This window comes from Streptomyces sp. NPDC002845 (assembly GCF_053591955.1).
The window spans coordinates 22,415-39,198 of sequence record NZ_JBSFUU010000041.1 but is presented as its reverse complement, the minus strand read 5'-3'; the positions used below and the strand labels follow the sequence as shown (position 1 = coordinate 39,198).

The 16,784-nt window shown below is 70.2% G+C and carries 16 protein-coding genes; 13 read left to right on the top strand and 3 right to left on the bottom strand.

Annotation, left to right across the window (positions count from 1 at the left end; translation table 11 throughout):
- Window positions 1–89 precede the first annotated feature (89 nt).
- Together ACWD3C_RS27380 and ACWD3C_RS27375 are read left to right on the top strand one after the other, a co-directional pair.
- On the top strand, window positions 90–962 hold the full coding sequence (locus ACWD3C_RS27380; RefSeq protein ID WP_451148380.1) for a hypothetical protein: 873 nt from the start codon (window positions 90–92) through the stop codon (window positions 960–962).
- 115 nt (window positions 963–1,077) lie between these two features.
- On the top strand, window positions 1,078–3,156 hold the full coding sequence (locus ACWD3C_RS27375) for a pectinesterase family protein (protein WP_451148378.1): 2,079 nt from the start codon (window positions 1,078–1,080) through the stop codon (window positions 3,154–3,156).
- A 114-nt stretch (window positions 3,157–3,270) separates the two neighbouring features.
- On the opposite strand, the gene ACWD3C_RS27370 is transcribed toward ACWD3C_RS27375, so the two are convergent.
- Window positions 3,271–5,082, bottom strand: a complete 1,812-nt coding sequence (locus ACWD3C_RS27370) for a bifunctional metallophosphatase/5'-nucleotidase (RefSeq protein WP_451148376.1) — start codon at window positions 5,080–5,082, stop codon at window positions 3,271–3,273.
- A gap of 286 nt (window positions 5,083–5,368) precedes the next feature.
- Between ACWD3C_RS27370 and mshD the strand changes: the two genes are divergently transcribed.
- The 8 genes from mshD to ACWD3C_RS27330 all read left to right on the top strand — a co-directional run bounded on the left by mshD (window position 5,369) and on the right by ACWD3C_RS27330 (window position 13,901).
- A complete protein-coding gene (mshD, locus tag ACWD3C_RS27365; protein WP_451148374.1) occupies window positions 5,369–6,304 on the top strand; it encodes a mycothiol synthase in 936 nt (311 codons plus the stop codon).
- A 139-nt stretch (window positions 6,305–6,443) separates the two neighbouring features.
- Window positions 6,444–6,860, top strand: a complete 417-nt coding sequence (locus ACWD3C_RS27360) for a GntR family transcriptional regulator (RefSeq protein ID WP_451148372.1) — start codon at window positions 6,444–6,446, stop codon at window positions 6,858–6,860.
- A complete protein-coding gene (locus tag ACWD3C_RS27355; RefSeq protein ID WP_451148370.1) occupies window positions 6,857–7,759 on the top strand; it encodes an ABC transporter ATP-binding protein in 903 nt (300 codons plus the stop codon). The genes ACWD3C_RS27360 and ACWD3C_RS27355 overlap by 4 nt, the downstream gene beginning before the upstream one ends.
- Window positions 7,756–8,772, top strand: coding sequence for an ABC transporter permease (locus ACWD3C_RS27350; protein WP_451148368.1), 1,017 nt, complete (start codon window positions 7,756–7,758; stop codon window positions 8,770–8,772). The genes ACWD3C_RS27355 and ACWD3C_RS27350 overlap by 4 nt, the downstream gene beginning before the upstream one ends.
- Entirely contained in the window at window positions 8,769–9,713 is a 945-nt protein-coding gene (locus ACWD3C_RS27345) for a hypothetical protein (RefSeq protein WP_451148366.1), read from the top strand. Before ACWD3C_RS27350 ends, ACWD3C_RS27345 begins: the two co-directional genes overlap by 4 nt.
- A 345-nt stretch (window positions 9,714–10,058) precedes the next feature.
- Entirely contained in the window at window positions 10,059–12,284 is a 2,226-nt protein-coding gene (locus ACWD3C_RS27340; protein WP_451148364.1) for an RNA degradosome polyphosphate kinase, read from the top strand.
- Entirely contained in the window at window positions 12,265–13,461 is a 1,197-nt protein-coding gene (locus tag ACWD3C_RS27335) for a CHAD domain-containing protein (protein ID WP_451148362.1), read from the top strand. The genes ACWD3C_RS27340 and ACWD3C_RS27335 overlap by 20 nt, the downstream gene beginning before the upstream one ends.
- Window positions 13,458–13,901, top strand: a complete 444-nt coding sequence (locus ACWD3C_RS27330) for an NUDIX hydrolase (RefSeq protein ID WP_451148360.1) — start codon at window positions 13,458–13,460, stop codon at window positions 13,899–13,901. Before ACWD3C_RS27335 ends, ACWD3C_RS27330 begins: the two co-directional genes overlap by 4 nt.
- Before the next feature lie 70 nt (window positions 13,902–13,971).
- On the opposite strand, the gene ACWD3C_RS27325 is transcribed toward ACWD3C_RS27330, so the two are convergent.
- Window positions 13,972–14,136: a hypothetical protein gene (locus tag ACWD3C_RS27325; protein WP_451148358.1), complete on the bottom strand. Its 165-nt coding sequence runs from the start codon at window positions 14,134–14,136 to the stop codon at window positions 13,972–13,974.
- Between the two features lie 118 nt (window positions 14,137–14,254).
- On the opposite strand from ACWD3C_RS27325, the gene ACWD3C_RS27320 reads away from it, so the two are divergent.
- Both ACWD3C_RS27320 and ACWD3C_RS27315 read left to right on the top strand, forming a co-directional pair.
- A complete protein-coding gene (locus ACWD3C_RS27320) occupies window positions 14,255–15,082 on the top strand; it encodes a hypothetical protein (protein WP_451148356.1) in 828 nt (275 codons plus the stop codon).
- A gap of 139 nt (window positions 15,083–15,221) precedes the next feature.
- Window positions 15,222–15,413: a hypothetical protein gene (locus ACWD3C_RS27315; RefSeq protein ID WP_451148354.1), complete on the top strand. Its 192-nt coding sequence runs from the start codon at window positions 15,222–15,224 to the stop codon at window positions 15,411–15,413.
- Window positions 15,414–15,531: 118 nt separating this feature from the next.
- On the opposite strand, the gene ACWD3C_RS27310 is transcribed toward ACWD3C_RS27315, so the two are convergent.
- Window positions 15,532–15,888, bottom strand: a complete 357-nt coding sequence (locus tag ACWD3C_RS27310; protein ID WP_451148352.1) for a metal-sensitive transcriptional regulator — start codon at window positions 15,886–15,888, stop codon at window positions 15,532–15,534.
- A 268-nt stretch (window positions 15,889–16,156) separates the two neighbouring features.
- Between ACWD3C_RS27310 and ACWD3C_RS27305 the strand changes: the two genes are divergently transcribed.
- Window positions 16,157–16,777: a DUF47 domain-containing protein gene (locus ACWD3C_RS27305; RefSeq protein ID WP_451148350.1), complete on the top strand. Its 621-nt coding sequence runs from the start codon at window positions 16,157–16,159 to the stop codon at window positions 16,775–16,777.
- Window positions 16,778–16,784 lie beyond the last annotated feature (7 nt).

The following is a 16,784-nucleotide window of genomic DNA, read 5'->3' as shown; positions in this document are numbered from 1 at the left end:
CTGCTGGGTCCCCTGTGAAGCCGTGTACTCACTGCAGCCGGCATCCCCCACTCACGATCGCTCACGATCCGAAGAGCAGGAGCGTGCACATGCGCCTCGCGCTGAAGTCGACGCTGAAGAAGAGTGCCCTGATCACCGCCTCCACCGCCCTGGCCCTCACCGGCCTGATAGCAGGCTCCGGAACCGCCCAGGCGGCCGGACCGGGCGGGGCGACCAACATCCGGGGCACTGACCCCGGCGACACCGATCTGATGATCGAGCGGCTCTGCAGCCAGAAGACAAGCCTGACCGGCGTCTACGGCGCCTACAACGTCGAGACCGGCGAGTTCAAGACCTGGGACGAGTACCTGGACGACGTGTTCCCCTTCTGGGAGCCCATCGGGCCGTGGGAGACGTTCCGCGGCTGGTGCGGTTACGCGGAGGCCTCGACGTGGTCCATCAAGGGCCAGACCGTGCGCACTTCACCGTGGATCGGCAACCGCGGTTCGAAGGACGACAAGGAGACCTTCGTCAGTAGCTACAGCACCAAGACGTTCGCCAAGAAGAGCGTCGGGGCCTCGATCAACCTGTCCCTCGCCAAGAGCATCTTCACGGGCGGCGTGGGAGGCAGCGCCGGTTACGAGTGGGGCTGGGAGAAGGAGTCCCGGTTCGAGCGGCGCAGCGAGAAGACCATTCCGCCGTGCACTCAGGTCGCCGTGACGTGGACGCCGTACCAGCGCGTGGTGCGGGTGAACCCGATCTTCTACGTCGAGGACTACCAGTGGAACAAGGAGCCCAGCAGCAGGAAGAACATGCAGACCGTGCACACCTGGCGCGGCCGTGGGTACAACACGATCTACTCGTACGGCTACTACATCGACGGCATCTCCGACAAGCTGCTCCCCAACGGCCAGCCCGACGGCCGTGAGGACAAGGTGGAGGAGAACCTCGACCCGGCGACCTGCGCCCAGCCAGCCGAGTAGGCCAAGTAGCAAGTAGGCCGAGTAAGCCGAGCGTTCCGGAATTCGCGGCAACCTTTCCGTACGGGGTGACGACTCACCAGCGGTTCAAGTCCCCCGTACGGAAACGGAATGCCGCATGAGTGAGCACCGCTCCACGCCGACCAAGGTCAAGGCTCGCCACCGCAGAAGGAGAACCGCGCTGGCGATCGGCCTCCCTCTCACCCTGACCGCCGCCGGCACCCTCGCCTACGGCACGGACTTCGGGCTCTTCGGCGAGGACGCCCAGCAGACGGCCTCGGCCGCCACCCCCTCCTGGGCCACCGAGACCGCCGACGGCTTCGCCTCCGTCAACGCCCTTGGCCAGAATGGGACTTACGGCGGCCGGGGCGGAAAGACCGTCACCGTCCGCACCCTCGCGGACCTGGAGAAGTACGCGACCGCGTCCGAGCCGTACGTCATCGTCGTCGCGGCCACCATCAACATGAACCCCGTCGGGAAAGAGATCAAGGTCGCCTCCGACAAGACGATCGTGGGCTCCGGCACCTCCGGTCACATCGTCGGCGGCGGTTTCTTCCTCGGCCAGGGCGTGCACAACGTCATCATCCGGAACCTCACCATCCGGGACTCGTACCAGGGCACCTGGAACGACAAGGACCACGACTTCGACGCCATCCAGATGGACGGCGCCCACCACGTCTGGATCGACCACAACGACCTGCGGCACATGGCCGACGGGCTCATCGACAGCCGCAAGGACACGACGTACGTGACGGTGTCCTGGAACAAGCTGAGCGACAACAACAAGACCTTCGGCATCGGCTGGACCGACAACGTCACCGCGGACCTGACCATCCACCACAACTGGTTCCGCGAGACCGAGCAGCGCAACCCGTCCGCGGACAACATCGCCCACGCGCACCTGTACAACAACTACCTGCAGGACGAGCCGGGCACCTCCATCAACTCCTCCTACGGCAACTACGCGCGCGGGAAGACGAAGATGGTGCTGGAGAACTCCTACTTCGAGGGCATGAAGAACCCCGTCATCAAGGACAGCGCCGCAGCCCTCGTCCAGCGCGGCAACGTCTTCTCGGGCACCAGCGGGCGCAACGAGAGCGGCGGTACGGCCTTCGACCCGAAGTCGTACTACTCCTACACGCTGGACAGGGCCGCCGATGTGCCCTCACTGCTCAGGTCGGGCGCGGGCCCGCGTACGTCGATCGGCACGAGCACGACCGCCGGTACGGCCGCCGCCGCCACCACCCTCACCGTCGCCAAGGACGGCTCCGGGCAGTACACGAGCGTGCAGAAGGCCGTCGACGCCGTCCCGGCCGGTAACAGCTCCCGCGTGGTCATCAAGGTCGCGCCGGGCACGTACCGCGAGACGGTCAAGGTCCCCTCGAACAAGCCGTACGTCACCATCCAGGGCACTGGTGGCAGCCGTAAGGACACGGTGATCGTCTACAACAACGCGGCCGGGACGCAGAAGCCCGACGGATCGGGGACGTACGGCACGAGCGGCAGCGCGACCGTGACCGTGCAGGCGGACGAGTTCCAGGCCCGCAACCTGACGATCACGAACGACTTCGACGAGGCGAGGAACCAGGACCTCTCCGGCCACCAGGCGGTCGCCCTGCGCACCGCCGCCGACAAGGTCTTCCTCGACAGCATCATCGTCAACGGCGACCAGGACACCCTGCTCCTGGACACGGCCGCCAAGGACAAGCTCGGCCGCGTCTACATGACCAACTCCTACATCATCGGCAACGTCGACTTCATCTTCGGCCGGGCGACGGCAGTGATCGACCGGTCGATCATCACGCTCAAGAAGCGCTGGAACGGCACCTCGGCCGGCTACATCACGGCCCCCAGCACGGCCGCGAACCGCAAGGGCATCCTGATCAACCGCTCCACCGTCAACGGTGACGTGTCCGACCGCAGCTTCTACCTCGGCCGCCCCTGGCACGCCGGCGGGGACGCGACCCTCGACCCCCAGACGACGGTCCGCAACACCACCCTCAGCGCGGCGATCCGCACCACGCCCTGGACCGACATGAGCGGCTTCTCCTGGAAGGACGACCGCTTCGCCGAGTACGGGAACAAGGGTCCGGGCGCGGGCAGCGAGAGCAGTGACCGGCCCCACCTGACGGACGCCCAGGCCGCCGACCAGCAGGTCGCGGACTGGCTGGCGGGCTGGACGCCGACGGCGTCCTGACGGCTCCACCATCGAGAAGGGTCCGGGGGTACGAGCGTCGCTCGTACCCCCGGACCCTTCAAGGCCGTTCCGTCCCGCAGCTACTACTGCTGCTGCTACTACTTGCTACTGCTGCTACTGCACAACCGTGATCCGGTCCGCCGCCGGCGGTGCGATCGGGCTGGTGGCGGAGGAGTTGGCCAGCAGGTACTGCTCCAGCGCGGCCAGGTCGTCGCCGCCGACGAGGTCGTTGGTGCCCTCGCCCAGGGTGGGGAAGCCGTCGCCGCCGCCCGCGAGGAAGCTGTTCGTCGCGACGCGGTAGGTGGCCGCCGGGTCGATGGCCTCGCCGTTCAGCCGGATCGAGTCCACGATCACACGGTCGGCGCCCGTCTTCGTCAGGTCCAGCGTGTACGTCAGACCGGACGAGACCTGGAGGACCTTCGGGGCGGCGGCGTTGGTGCCGCTGACCTGCTCCTGGAGGACCGAGATCAGCTGGGCGCCCGTGAAGTCCTGGAGGTTCACCGTGTTGGAGAACGGCTGGACCGTGAAGCCCTCGGCGAAGGTGACCACACCGTCGCCCTCCGTCCCCGAGGCCGCGAAGGTCAGCGAGGCACGGATGCCGCCCGGGTTCATCAGGGCGAGGTCGGTCTCCGGGTCGAGTGTCCTGCCGTACGCGAGCTGCGCGTCGGCGATGAGGTCGCCGAGCGGGGACTCGGTGCCGTCCCTGACGATGTCACCCGAGATGTGGCCGATGGCGCGGCCCCCGATCGGGGCGGCGAGGGTGTTCCACTTGTTGATGAGGGCCGTCATGTCAGCGGCTTTCTCGACGTCACGGGTCACCACGTGGTTGGCCGACTCGACGGCCGTACGGGCGATGTCACCCGTCCAGCGGTCGTACGTCAGCGTCGTGTCCGTGTAGAGGCGGCCGAACGACGCGGCCGAGGTGACCGTGCGCGGCTTGCCCGACGGGTCGTTGATCGTGCAGGCGTACGCGGTGTGCGTGTGGCCGGTGACCAGCGCGTCGACCTTCGGCGTGATGTTCTCGGCGATGTCGACGATCGGGCCGGAGATGCCGTCACCGGCGCCGGGCGAGTCGCAGTCGTAGTTGTACGCCGTCGAGGCGGGGAAGCCGCCCTCGTGGATCAGCGCGACGACCGACTTGACGCCCTTGCGCTCCAGCACCTTGGCGTACTTGTTGATCGTCTCGACCTCGTCCTTGAACTTGAGGCCCTTGACGCCCTCGGCGGAAACGATGCCCGGAGTGTCCTCCAGGGTCACGCCGATGAAGCCGATCTTGACGCCGTTCTTCTTCCACACCCAGTACGGCTTGAGGATCGGCTTGCCGGTCCTCTCGTTCAGCACGTTCGCGGCCAGGTACGGGAACTCGGCGCCGCCGAACTTCTCACCCTCGACGTAGCAGCCGTCGACGGGGTGGCAGCCGCCCTTCTGCAGGCGGGCCAGCTCCCTGGCACCCTCGTCGAACTCGTGGTTGCCGACCGAGGTGACGTCGAGGTCCAGCTTGTTCAGCGCCTCGATGGTCGGCTCGTCGTGGAACAGGCCGGAGATCAGCGGGGAGGCGCCCACCATGTCGCCGCCGGCGGCGGTGACGGAGTACTTGTTGCCCTTGCGCGCGTCGCGCAGGTGCGTCGCCAGGTACTCGACACCACCGGCGTCGATCGTCTCGGTGTGGCCGTCCTCGTGCACCTCGGTGACGCGGCCGGAGGAGCCCGCCGGCGGCTCCAGGTTGCCGTGCAGGTCGTTGAACGACAGCAGCTGCACGTTCTGGTAGCGGCTGAGCTTGTGCTTGCCCGGCTTGTGCGCCGTCTTCGCCTCACCGGCCATCGCCGGCAGCGCGGCGGCCAGGGCGCCGACCGTGGCGAGGCCCGCGGCGGCGACGAGCATGCGGCGCGTACGGCGTCTGCGGTGCGCGTGGGGTGTGGCTGACATGTGCCCCCCTGTGAGTCCTGAGTTTTGGGTGAGAAATAGGCCCCGTCCGGCCGAAGCCTAGGGTCAACGCGCGTAGCGCGACAGGGGGTTGTCGGTTACGAGCTGATTGCTGTCAAGAGCACTTCAGGACGAAACGGTCAGGTGGGCACCCCCGAAGGGGCGCGGGGCTGTGACATTGTGCGGCTCCGTCGCGTGGGCGCGACCAGCCACATCGGACCCGCACCAGCAAGACCACAACAACCCGGCAGACGAGATGGAACCCCGCACACACCTTTACGCTCGATCTATGAGCAGCAGCCAACCCCCAGCCGGAGGCCCCCGCCTCATCGAAACCCTCCCGTCCCTGACCGGCGACCAGGCCGAAGCCGTCCTCACCCTCCTCGCCGAGGCCGCCCGCTCCGACGGCCAGCAGGCCGTCTCCGAACAGGGCCGCCTCCAACTCCGCGGCGCCCCCCGCGCAGGGGCCCGCGCAGGGGTCCGGCACCTGCTGCTCACCGTCGGCGGCGAACTCCTCGGCTACGCCCAGCTGGAGGACACCGACCCCGTGGAGGCCCCGGCCGCCGAGCTGGTCGTCCACCCGGCGCACCGCGGCCACGGCCACGGCCGGGCGCTCGGCGCCGCGCTGCTCGCCGAGTCGGGCAAGCGGCTGCGGGTGTGGGCGCACGGCGGACACGCGGCGGCCCGGCACCTCGCCCAGGTCCTCGGCCTCACCCTCTTCCGCGAACTGCGCCAGATGCGGCGCCCGCTGGCCGACTTCGACCCGCCCGAGCCGGTGCTCCCCGAGGGCGTCACCGTGCGCACCTTCGTACCCGGCGAGGACGACGCCGCCTGGCTCGACGTGAACGCCGACGCCTTCGCCCACCACCCCGAGCAGGGCTCCCTCACCCAGCGCGACCTCGACGACCGCAAGGCCGAGCCGTGGTTCGACCCGGCGGGCTTCTTCCTCGCCGAACGGGACGGCGAACTCATCGGCTTCCACTGGACCAAGGTCCACGCCGAGGAGCAGCTCGGCGAGGTGTACGTCGTCGGCATCCGTCCCAGCGCCCAGGGCGGCGGCCTCGGCAAGGCCCTGACGACCATCGGCCTGCGCCACCTCGCCGCCCAGGGCCTGCCCACCGCGATGCTCTACGTCGACGCCGACAACAAGGCGGCGGTGACGGTGTACGAGCGGCTGGGCTTCACGACGTACGAGACGGACCTGATGTACCGGACGGAGACCTGAGCCGACGCGGCCGTCGAGTTATCCACTTATCCACTTATCCACAGGAGCGTTATCCACAAGTGGGGGCGGTGATGTTGACACCGCCCCCTCTCTTGTACCACCCTTTCACTACTCAATTAGTGAAAGGGTGGTTATCCGGGTGGTCGAGTACCGCATAGACCGGCGAAGCGGTGTCGCCACGTACGTCCAGATCGTCCAGCAGACCAAACAGGCCCTGCGGCTGGGCCTGTTGGAGCCGGGCGACAAGCTGCCCACGGCCCGCGAGGTCGTGGAAGCCACCGCCATCAACCCGAACACGGTCCTGAAGGCCTACCGCGAACTGGAGCGCGAGGGCCTGGTCGAGGCACGCCGCGGCCTCGGCACCTTCGTACGGAAGTCGCTGGGCACCGCGCCCGCCGACTCCGCACTGCGCACGGAGCTGTCCGCATGGACCGCACGCGCCCGCGAGACCGGGCTCGAACGGGACGACGTGGCGGCGCTGTTCCACTCCGTACTCGACGAGCACTTCAAGCCGGACGAACACATCAAGGAACACATCAAGGGGGACGACGCATGACCGACACCGCCATCGAGGCGGCCGCCCTGGGCAAGAGGTTCGGGCGGCGGGGAGGCTGGGCGCTGCGCGAGTGCGCGTTCCGGCTTCCGGCGGGGCGCATCTGCGCGGTCGTCGGACCGAACGGCGCGGGCAAGTCGACACTGCTCGCCCACGCGGCCGGCCTGCTCAGGCCGACCGAGGGCACGATCAGCGTGCTCGGCACGAACCCGGCGGCGGCCCGCGAGCGCTTCGCGTACGTCGCCCAGGACAAGCCGCTGCACCCCCAGCTCACCATCGCCGGCACCCTCCGTCTGGGCCACGAGCTCAACCCCCGGCACTGGGACGCGGCCGTCGCCGAGCGGGTCGTGGCCGAGGGCGACCTCGACCCGGGCCAGAAGATCCGCACGCTCTCCGGCGGCCAGCGCACCCGGGTCGCCCTCGCCCTCGCGCTCGGCAAACGGCCCGAACTGCTGCTCCTGGACGAGCCGATGGCCGACCTCGACCCGCTCGCCCGGCACCAGCTGATGGGCACGCTGATGGCCGACGCGGCCGAGCGCGGCACCACGGTGGTGATGTCCTCGCACGTCGTCGCCGAACTGGAGGGCTCCTGCGACCACTTGCTGCTCATCGGCGGCGGCCGCGTCCGCCTCGCGGGCCCGCTGGACGAACTGCTCGCCGCGCACACCCTCGTCACGGGTCCGACCGGTGGCCTCGGCCCGCACACCGTCGTGGAGTCCCGCACGACCGGACGTCAGCTCACCGCGCTCGTACGGCCGCGGGGGCCCGTCGGCGACGGGTGGCAGACCTCCGAGCCGACCCTGGAGGAACTGGTCCTCGCCCATCTGCGCACCCCGGAGGCCCCGGCGCTGACGCTGACCGCCGAAGGCGCCGAGCCGGACGCCCAGGAGGCCGCCGTATGACCGCCACCGCCGTGCACCCCGGACAGACCGGACAGACTGGGCGGACCGGACGCCTGACCCGTTCGCTGGACCCCCGCCAGGGCCTGCCCTGGACGATACTGCGCCTGCACCGCGCGGCGCTGTGGTTCTGGGCACCGACGGTGACCGTCGGCGCGGCGGCGCTGCTGTGGGCGTACGGGCCGGGCGCGGACGCCGCCTGGGCCGAGCACCAGAAGAACAGCTGCGCCGCGATCATGGTCGACTCCTGCGACACGGGCTTCGCCTACGTCCGGTACAACCTGGCCGTCACCTTCGGCGCCGGTCTCCTCATCGTCGCGCCCGCGCTCGCCGCGGCCTGGGCGGGCGGCTCCCTGATCGGCCGGGACATGGAGAACGGCACCGCCGCGCTGCTGTGGACCCAGTCCGTCTCCCCCACCCGCTGGCTCGCCGCCAAGCTCGCCGTCCCGGCCGTACTGCTCGTCTCGGGGACGGTCGCCCTCACCCTGCTGCACCGCCTGACGTGGTACGGAAACACCGACGTACGGGATGTGATGGGAGCGGCGGAGTGGTACGACGCCACCGCCTTCCTGCCCAACGGCATCCTCGCCACCGCCTACGTCCTGCTCGGCCTCGCCCTCGGCGCCCTCGCCGGACTGCTGCTGCGCCGCGCCCTGCCCGCGCTCGGCGCCGCCCTTGCCGGCCTGATCGCCGTCAGGGCCGCACTCGAAGCCCTGCGCCCGTCCCTGTGGCCGGTCGAGACCGTCGTCATGAAGGACGACGAGGCCCCATCGTGGTCCGGCATGTACGTCGAGCACGGCGCCGTCACCTCCACCGGCGACCATGTCCCCGACCGCGCCTGCCTGGACGGCGCGTGCTCCGGCCACGAGATCGTCGGCTACTACGCCGACTACCACCCGGAGTCCCACTACTGGCCCCTCCAGCTGGTGGAAACGGGCATCGTCCTCGCCCTCACCGCCCTGCTCGTCCTGGCCGCCTTCCGGCTGCTGAACCGCCGTACGGGAGGAGTGAAATGAGCACGCCCGCCCTCATGAAGGGCCTGCCCTGGACGGTGCTGCGCCTGCACCGCGCGGCGCTGATCGTGTGGGGTGCCTTCGTCGTCCTCGCGATCGGAGTCCTCGCCTGGACGATCACGGTCACCGCGGACACCGCCCTGCGTGAACTGGCGGCCTGCGAGCTACGCGGCGCCTGCGGCATCGCTTCGACGGTCTCCTACAGCGAGCGCATAGGCTTCGTCGGCCTCGCCGTCGGCTACGCGTTCCTCGCCGTGGCCGCCTGGACGGGCGCCGCGCTGATCGGCCGCGAGCTGGAGAACGGCACGGCCGCCCTCGCCTGGACCCAGTCCGTCTCCCCTGCCCGCTGGCTCGCCGCCAAGCTCGCGATGCCCGCGCTGCTGCTCACCCTCGGCGGCACGGCCCTCGTCCTGGCGTTCCGCTGGGGCTGGTCGGCGCACCGGGAGCTGATGGGCGACAGCTGGGACTTCGGCCACGTCTTCCTCGCGCGCGGCCCGGCCATGGTGGCCTACACCCTGTGCGCGCTGGCCGTCGGGGCGCTCGTCGCGATCGCCGTCCGGCGCCCCCTGCCCGCGCTGGGCCTCTCCCTGGCCGCGATGTTCGCGCTGAACTTCGTCCTGGACACGTTCCGCTGGGACCTGTGGCCGGCGGTCACGCGTACCGGCGCGACGGAGCTTCAGCTGCCCGACAACGTGCGGGGCCTGCAGAACGGGGTGATCATCGACGGCCGGAGGACCGCCGACGTCGAGTACTGGGCGTGCGACGGGACCCCCGCCGAGGTCCAGCGCTGCGTCGACGATCTGGGCGTCACCGGCTACTACGCGGTCTACCACCCGCAGTCCCACTACTGGCCCCTGCACCTCGTGGAAACGGGCATCGTCCTCGCCGTCACCGCCGCGGCGACCACTGCCGCGTTCATCCTGCTCCGCCGACGCACGGTCTGACCGACCGTCCCGCATCCGGTACGCCCCTCGCGGGGGGAGGGGCGTACCCCGGGATGTACTACGGGATGTACCACGGGATGCACCCCGAGGTGTGCCCTGGGGCACACACCGGGCCGCACACCGGGCCGTACCCCCTTGAGTCTCCCCCCGCTATCCCGCACGTCATGTCGCCGTAACCAGTGATTCAGGTGACCTTGCGACGCTCGGGCAATGAACCCCGCCGTGCCCGAGCCCTCACCGCCCCCACGGAACGGGCAGAGCGCAGGGAGCGGCCGCAGTGTCCCCGCGCTGCCGCCCGCCCTCTCCGACGCGCCTGTCCCGCTCTCGGCGCGGAACAATGGGGTCATGAGCCAGCCCAACCCCCAGGCACAGGTCCAGCACCCACAGCCGTCCGTCGGCTCCATAGCCGCGCACCGGCCGCACACGGTGGCGGCCGCGGTCTCCGACCTGGAGCCCGACATCGACGCCGACCTCGATGTGTATGAAGAGGCCGACGGCGCCCAGCTCCCGCAGGGCCGCTTCCTGGACCGGGAGCGCAGCTGGCTCGCGTTCAACGAGCGCGTGCTCGAACTCGCGGAGGACCCGAGCACCCCCCTCCTCGAACGCGCGAACTTCCTCGCGATCTTCGCCAGCAACCTGGACGAGTTCTTCATGGTCCGGGTGGCCGGCCTGAAGCGCCGTATCGCCACCGGCGTCGCCACCCGCTCCGCCTCCGGCCTCCAGCCCCGCGAGGTGCTGGAGATGATCTGGGCGCGCTCGCGCGAGCTGATGGCCCGGCACGCGGCCTGCTTCCAGGAGGACGTCGCCCCCGAGCTCGCGGAGGAGGGCATCCACCTGGTCCGCTGGAACGAGCTGACGGAGAAGGAGCAGGCCCGCCTCTTCACGCTGTTCCGGCACCAGATCTTCCCGGTCCTGACCCCGCTGGCCGTCGACCCGGCGCACCCGTTCCCGTACATCTCGGGTCTGTCGCTGAACCTCGCGGTCGTCGTACTGAACCCGGTCAGCGGCCACCGGCACTTCGCCCGCGTCAAGGTGCCGCCGCTGCTGTCCCGCTTCCTGGAGGCCTCCCCGAACCGGTACGTGCCCATCGAGGACGTCATCGCCGCGCACCTCGAAGAGCTGTTCCCCGGCATGGAGGTGCTGGAGCACCACGCGTTCCGCATCACCCGGAACGAGGACCTGGAGGTCGAGGAGGACGACACCGAGAACCTGCTCCAGGCCCTGGAGAAGGAGCTCATGCGCCGCCGCTTCGGGCCGCCGGTGCGGCTGGAGGTGGAGGAGTCCATCGACCGGTACGTCCTCGACCTGCTGGTACGGGAGCTGAAGATCTCCGAGGCCGAGGTGTACCCGCTGCCGGGCCCGCTGGACCTCACCGGCCTCTTCGGCATCGCCAAGCTCGACCGTCCCGAGCTGAAGTACCCCAAGTTCATCGCGGGCACCCACCGCGACCTGGCCGAGGTCGAGTCGGCGTCGGCGCCCGACATCTTCGCGGCGCTGCGGGAGCGGGACGTCCTCCTGCACCACCCGTACGACTCCTTCTCCACCTCCGTCCAGGCCTTCCTGGAGCAGGCGGCAAACGACCCGGACGTCCTCGCGATCAAGCAGACCCTGTACCGGACCTCGGGCGACTCCCCGATCGTGGACGCCCTCATCGACGCCGCCGAGTCCGGCAAGCAGGTCCTCGTCCTGGTGGAGCTCAAGGCCCGCTTCGACGAGCAGGCCAACATCAAGTGGGCCAGGAAGCTGGAGGAGTCCGGCTGTCATGTCGTGTACGGGCTGGTCGGGCTGAAGACCCACTGCAAGCTGTCCCTCGTCGTCCGCCAGGAGGGCGACACCCTGCGCCGCTACTCCCACGTCGGCACGGGCAACTACCACCCCAAGACGGCCCGCCTCTACGAGGACCTCGGCCTGCTCACCGCGGACCCGCAGGTCGGCGCCGACCTCTCCGACCTGTTCAACCGGCTCTCCGGCTACTCCCGCCGCGAGACCTACCGCCGCCTCCTCGTCGCCCCCAAGTCCCTGCGCGACGGCCTGATCGTACGGATCAACAAGGAGGTCCAGCACCACCGTGCCGGACGCCCCGCGTATGTCCGTGTCAAGGTCAACTCGATGGTCGACGAGGCCCTCATCGACGCCCTGTACCGGGCCTCGCAGGCGGGCGTGCCGGTCGACGTCTGGGTGCGCGGCATCTGCGCCGTACGGCCGGGCGTCACGGGCCTGTCCGAGAACATACGCGTACGGTCCGTCCTCGGCCGCTTCCTGGAGCACTCCCGGATCTTCGCCTTCGGCAACGGCGGCGAGCCCGAGGTGTGGTTCGGCAGCGCCGACATGATGCACCGCAACCTCGACCGCCGTATCGAGGCGCTGGTCCGCGTCACCGACCCGGCCCACCGGGCGGCGCTCAACCGGCTCCTGGAGAGCGGCATGTCCGACACGACCTCCTCCTGGCACCTGGGCCCGGACGGCGAGTGGACCCGGCACTCGGCCGACTCCGAGGGCCAGCCCCTGCGGAACATCCAGGAGACGCTCATAGACGCCCGGAGGCGCCGGCGTGGCAAAGCGACACCTTGACCCCACGGACCACAGGGACTCCACAGAGCGCGCTGACCCCACAGACCGCATGGACCGCATGGACCGCACGGCCGGGCCCGTATCCGCCGGGCCCGTATCCGCGGACACCCTCGCGGGCTACCTGCGGGCCCAGGCCACGGAGTTCCTCCGCGCGCTGCGTGCCCACCGGGAGACCGGCGGCGCGTCGGGCGGCGCCGACGAGCCGGCCGACGCGGCCCGCGCCCTGCGCCGCTCGGCCCGCCGTATCAGCGGCACCCTGCACACCTACCTGCCGCTGCTCGACGCCGGATGGTCCGAGGCCATGCGCCCCGAACTCGCCTGGCTGTCCGGCACGCTGGCGCGCGAGCACGCGTACGCGGCCCGCCTGGAGCGGCTGGTCGCGGCCCTGAACCGGTTGTCGGGTTCGGCTGCCTTTCCCGCCCAGTCGGCCGCCGGCGCCGACCGGTCCTCCGCGGGCGCGGCCGTGGGCAGCCGTTCCGCCGGGGCCGAGCCCGCCCCCCTGAGAACGGCGCCTACGACCACCGGCCCACGGACCCAACCCGCCCAGGAACGCGGCAACCTGACCGTGGGCGCCGCCAAGGCCGGAGCCCTCCTCGAACGCCAGCTCACCCTCGCCCGGACCCGCGCCCACTCCGCGGCCCTCCAGGCCCTGGGGTCGAGCCGCTTCCACGCGGTCGCGGACAGCGTGGCCTTACTCGCCAGCGAGGTCCCGCTGACCCCGGCGGCGGCCACCGCCGACCTGCGCCCCCTCGCCGCCGCCGCGCACGAGCGGCTGTGCGACGCGGTCACCGGGCTGCCGCTGATCACCGCGGGCCACCCGTACAACGCCGAGGCCCTCGTCCACGGCCTCTCCCCCGAGACCACCCCGCACCCCCAGGACGCCCCCTGGCACCAGGTCCGCCTGCTGCTGCGACTGCACCGCTACGCCCGCGAGGTCCTGTACGGCGAGGACGCGCCCGTCGACGTACGCCTCCTCGCGGCCGGCCAGGCCCTGAACCGGCACCGTGACGCCTCCGAGGCGGCCTCGGCGGCAGCGGCGGCGGCCCGCACCCCGCGCATCGCCCCGGCGACGGCGTACGCCCTCGGTGTCCTGCACGCCGATCAGCGGCACGAGGTGGAGGCGGCCAGGTTCGCGTTCCAGCAGTCGTGGCAGAAGGAGGCGGTGAGCACGCCATGACCGACGACGAGACCGGCACGGAGATCGTCCGTGCGGCGGGCTGCGCCCTGTGGCGCCGGTCGCCGTCCGGCCCGGGGATCGAGCTGGCCCTCGTCCACCGGCCGAAGTGGGGGGACTGGTCACTCCCCAAGGGCAAGCTCAAGCGCGACGAGGAAGCCCGTGACGGAGCCGTTCGCGAGGTATTCGAGGAAACCGGCATGACCTGCGTCCTCGGGCGGGAACTCCCCACCGTTCACTACCTCGACGCCCAGCACCGCCCCAAGCAGGTGCGCTACTGGGCGGCCGAAGCGACCGGCGGCACCTTCACCCCCAACCACGAGGTGTCCCGCCTCCTCTGGCTGCCCCCCGAGACCGCGAGGCGGCTCCTCACGCAGGAGAGGGACCGGGAGTTGGTCCTCTCGCTCCTGGACGCGCTCCGCGAGGCAGGCGTGGAACGCTGAACCCGTTCCTCAACCCTGAACACTCTTGATGTCCGCGACAGGCCGGGATCCTCAAGAGTTCCAGAGACGCTCAACCGCCGTCCTCGTGCCCGGCCCCGTCCGCCCGCGCCAGGCTGCGCGCGCGGCGGGCCGGGCCTCTCCAGCCGCAGACGCAGCGAGCATGGCAGAACGGCCCCTGCTCGACGGTCGTCGTGCGGTGTTCCTGCGTGAGACCGGGGTCCTCCTGCTGCGCCACACCGACAACGTTACCCAAGGCAAGTAAAGCCATCCCCACGTGACGGCCGCACCCACCCGTCGTTAACCCGACGACAGGAGGGCCCGGGACGGACCGGCGGCTTGGGGGTTGGCAGGCGATGATGGCGCGGCAGCAGAGACGGACGGGCGCGGCGGTCGTCGCGGCGGGGCTCATGGCGTGCACCGCCGCCGCCTGCGGGCAGGACAGGGCGTCCGACGACGCACGCCCGAGCGACCCCGTCGAGGTATTGCGCCAAGCGGCCGGCGCCCTGGTCGAAGCGGGCAGCTCCAAGGCCCGTACGTCGATGGAGATGGCCACCGGCGGCACCCGCGTGACCATCCGGGGCGAGGGCGTCTACGACTACGGAAAGCAGCTCGGCCGCCTGAAGGTGCTCCTCCCGCAGGACCCCGCCGGCACCAGCGAGCACCGCCCGATCACCGAACTCCTCGCACCGGGCGCCCTGTTCATGAAGAACCGCGGCGCCGGAGTCCCCGCCGACAAATGGGTCCGCGTCGAGACGGCGACCCTGTCGGACGGCAACCTGGTCACCGGCGGCGTCACCGACCCGTTCGCCGCGGCCGAGGTACTGCTCGGGACGCGCACGGCGACGTACGTGGGCGAAACCCGGGTCGCGGGCACGCCGGTACGCCACTACCGGGGCACCGCCGACCTGGCGGTGGCGTCGGAAACGGCCTCGCGGGGCAACAGGGCACCCTTGGCGGCGGCGGCGAAAGGGTTCGCCACGGCGCGGGTCCCGTTCGACGCGTACCTCGACGACGAGGGCCGCATCCGGAAGGTCCGCCACCGGTTCAGCTTCGTCAACGGGCAGCAGCCGGGCACGGTCGCGGTCGCGTCGACGACCCTGCTGTACGACTTCGGGGTCCCCGTCTCCGTACGGCTGCCGCGGCCGGAGGACATCTACGCGGGGAAAATCGCCGAAAACTGACTGGCGCACCGGCCCGTGAGGACCCCTGGCAGGGGTCGGCGGCCCGTCCGGGCGGGTGGCAGGAATAGCCCGTTGGTGCCATGCGCGGTGTGTAGGGCGGTCCCTACTCTAGGAAGTCGGTGACGGCAGAGAAGAGGTGATGCACGTGGCTCCGGCAGGCGGTACGGCAGTTCAGGACCACGTGGCCCTCGCCGAGATCGAGCTGTGCGGCGATCTGATCATCGCGGCCTCGGCCGCCGACGAGGACCGGCTCAGCCCGGCCCGTATCGACGAGGTCCTGCGGGTGTGGGAGGAACGCGCCCACGGGGACGGTCACGAACCGCCCCGCTGAACGCGCATGAACGCGAACGGCCCCCACCATGGTGAGGGCCGTCGGACAATCGCGGCGCGGCCCCCCGGCCGCGAACATGACCGAAAACCACCCCTGGACATACGGCCGTTGCACCTCCTCAGGTGCGCAGCAGCCGCCCGATCGCCTTCGTCGCCTCCTCCACCTTCGCGTCGATCTCGGCACCGCCCTTGACCGCGGCGTCCGCGACGCAGTGGCGCAGGTGCTCCTCCAGGAGCTGGAGGGCGAAGGACTGCAGGGCCTTGGTGGAGGCGGAGACCTGGGTGAGTATGTCGATGCAGTAGACGTCCTCGTCGACCATCCGCTGCAGGCCCCTGATCTGGCCTTCGATCCGGCGCAGCCGCTTGAGGTGCTCGTCCTTCTGCTTGTGGTAGCCGTGAATCCCGCGGTCGTGGTCGGTCACCACGGCCGAGGGGTCCTCGGAGGGCGCCGTCGCGCCGGCCTCGGTGGTCGTCATCGCGTCCTCCTCCTGACATGTGCCGACATCTTCGGGCGGCACATACGACAGATACCCCAGGTGGGTATATCGTAACGAACTTTGCTGGGTATGGGGCCTGTGGCCGCTGCCTCGGATGCCGCCCCACACGGCGCCCGCCCGGGGGCCGCCGTGCCCCCGTGCCGACCACTTTGCCCGATGGGTGACACTGGGGGGCGGCCCATAGCCGTGGCCGGATGGTGCACTTAGCATCAGCCTGACCGAAACCGAAGCATCCCGAGGACCCCACGTGCGCTTTCGTCTGACCCCCAGGGAGACGAGCTTCTACGACATGTTCGCCGCGTCCGCGGACAACATCGTCGCGGGCTCGAAACTCCTGATGGAACTGCTCGGGGCGGACATGTCCGACCGGGCCGAGATCGCGGAGCGGATGCGGGCAGCGGAGCACGCCGGTGACGATGCCACACACGCGATCTTCCACCAGTTGAACTCCTCGTTCATCACGCCGTTCGACCGTGAGGACATCTACTCCCTCGCATCCTCCCTCGACGACATCATGGACTTCATGGAGGAGGCCGTCGACCTGGTCGTCCTCTACAACATCGAGGAGCTGCCGAAGGGGGTCGAACAACAGATCGAGGTGCTGGCGAGGGCGGCCGAGCTGACGGCGGAGGCGATGCCCAACCTTCGCACGATGGACAACCTCACCGAGTACTGGATCGAGGTCAACCGGCTGGAGAACCAGGCCGACCAGATACACAGAAAGCTTCTTGCACACCTTTTCAACGGCAAATACGACGCGATCGAGGTCCTCAAGCTCAAGCAGATCGTGGATGTGCTGGAGGAGGCGGCCGACGCGTTCGAGCATGTGGCGAACACGGTGGAGACCATCGCCGTCAAGGAGTCCTGAGGCCCGT

Coding starts and splice junctions, on each gene's coding strand:
- ACWD3C_RS27380 (WP_451148380.1), top strand. CDS start 90: ATGCGCCTCGCGCTGAAGTCGACGCTGAAGAAGAGTGCCCTGATCACC.
- ACWD3C_RS27375 (WP_451148378.1), top strand. CDS start 1,078: ATGAGTGAGCACCGCTCCACGCCGACCAAGGTCAAGGCTCGCCACCGC.
- ACWD3C_RS27370 (WP_451148376.1), bottom strand. CDS start 5,082: ATGTCAGCCACACCCCACGCGCACCGCAGACGCCGTACGCGCCGCATG.
- mshD (WP_451148374.1), top strand. CDS start 5,369: ATGAGCAGCAGCCAACCCCCAGCCGGAGGCCCCCGCCTCATCGAAACC.
- ACWD3C_RS27355 (WP_451148370.1), top strand. CDS start 6,857: ATGACCGACACCGCCATCGAGGCGGCCGCCCTGGGCAAGAGGTTCGGG.
- ACWD3C_RS27350 (WP_451148368.1), top strand. CDS start 7,756: ATGACCGCCACCGCCGTGCACCCCGGACAGACCGGACAGACTGGGCGG.
- ACWD3C_RS27345 (WP_451148366.1), top strand. CDS start 8,769: ATGAGCACGCCCGCCCTCATGAAGGGCCTGCCCTGGACGGTGCTGCGC.
- ACWD3C_RS27340 (WP_451148364.1), top strand. CDS start 10,059: ATGAGCCAGCCCAACCCCCAGGCACAGGTCCAGCACCCACAGCCGTCC.
- ACWD3C_RS27330 (WP_451148360.1), top strand. CDS start 13,458: ATGACCGACGACGAGACCGGCACGGAGATCGTCCGTGCGGCGGGCTGC.
- ACWD3C_RS27320 (WP_451148356.1), top strand. CDS start 14,255: ATGATGGCGCGGCAGCAGAGACGGACGGGCGCGGCGGTCGTCGCGGCG.
- ACWD3C_RS27315 (WP_451148354.1), top strand. CDS start 15,222: ATGCACGTGGCTCCGGCAGGCGGTACGGCAGTTCAGGACCACGTGGCC.
- ACWD3C_RS27310 (WP_451148352.1), bottom strand. CDS start 15,888: ATGACGACCACCGAGGCCGGCGCGACGGCGCCCTCCGAGGACCCCTCG.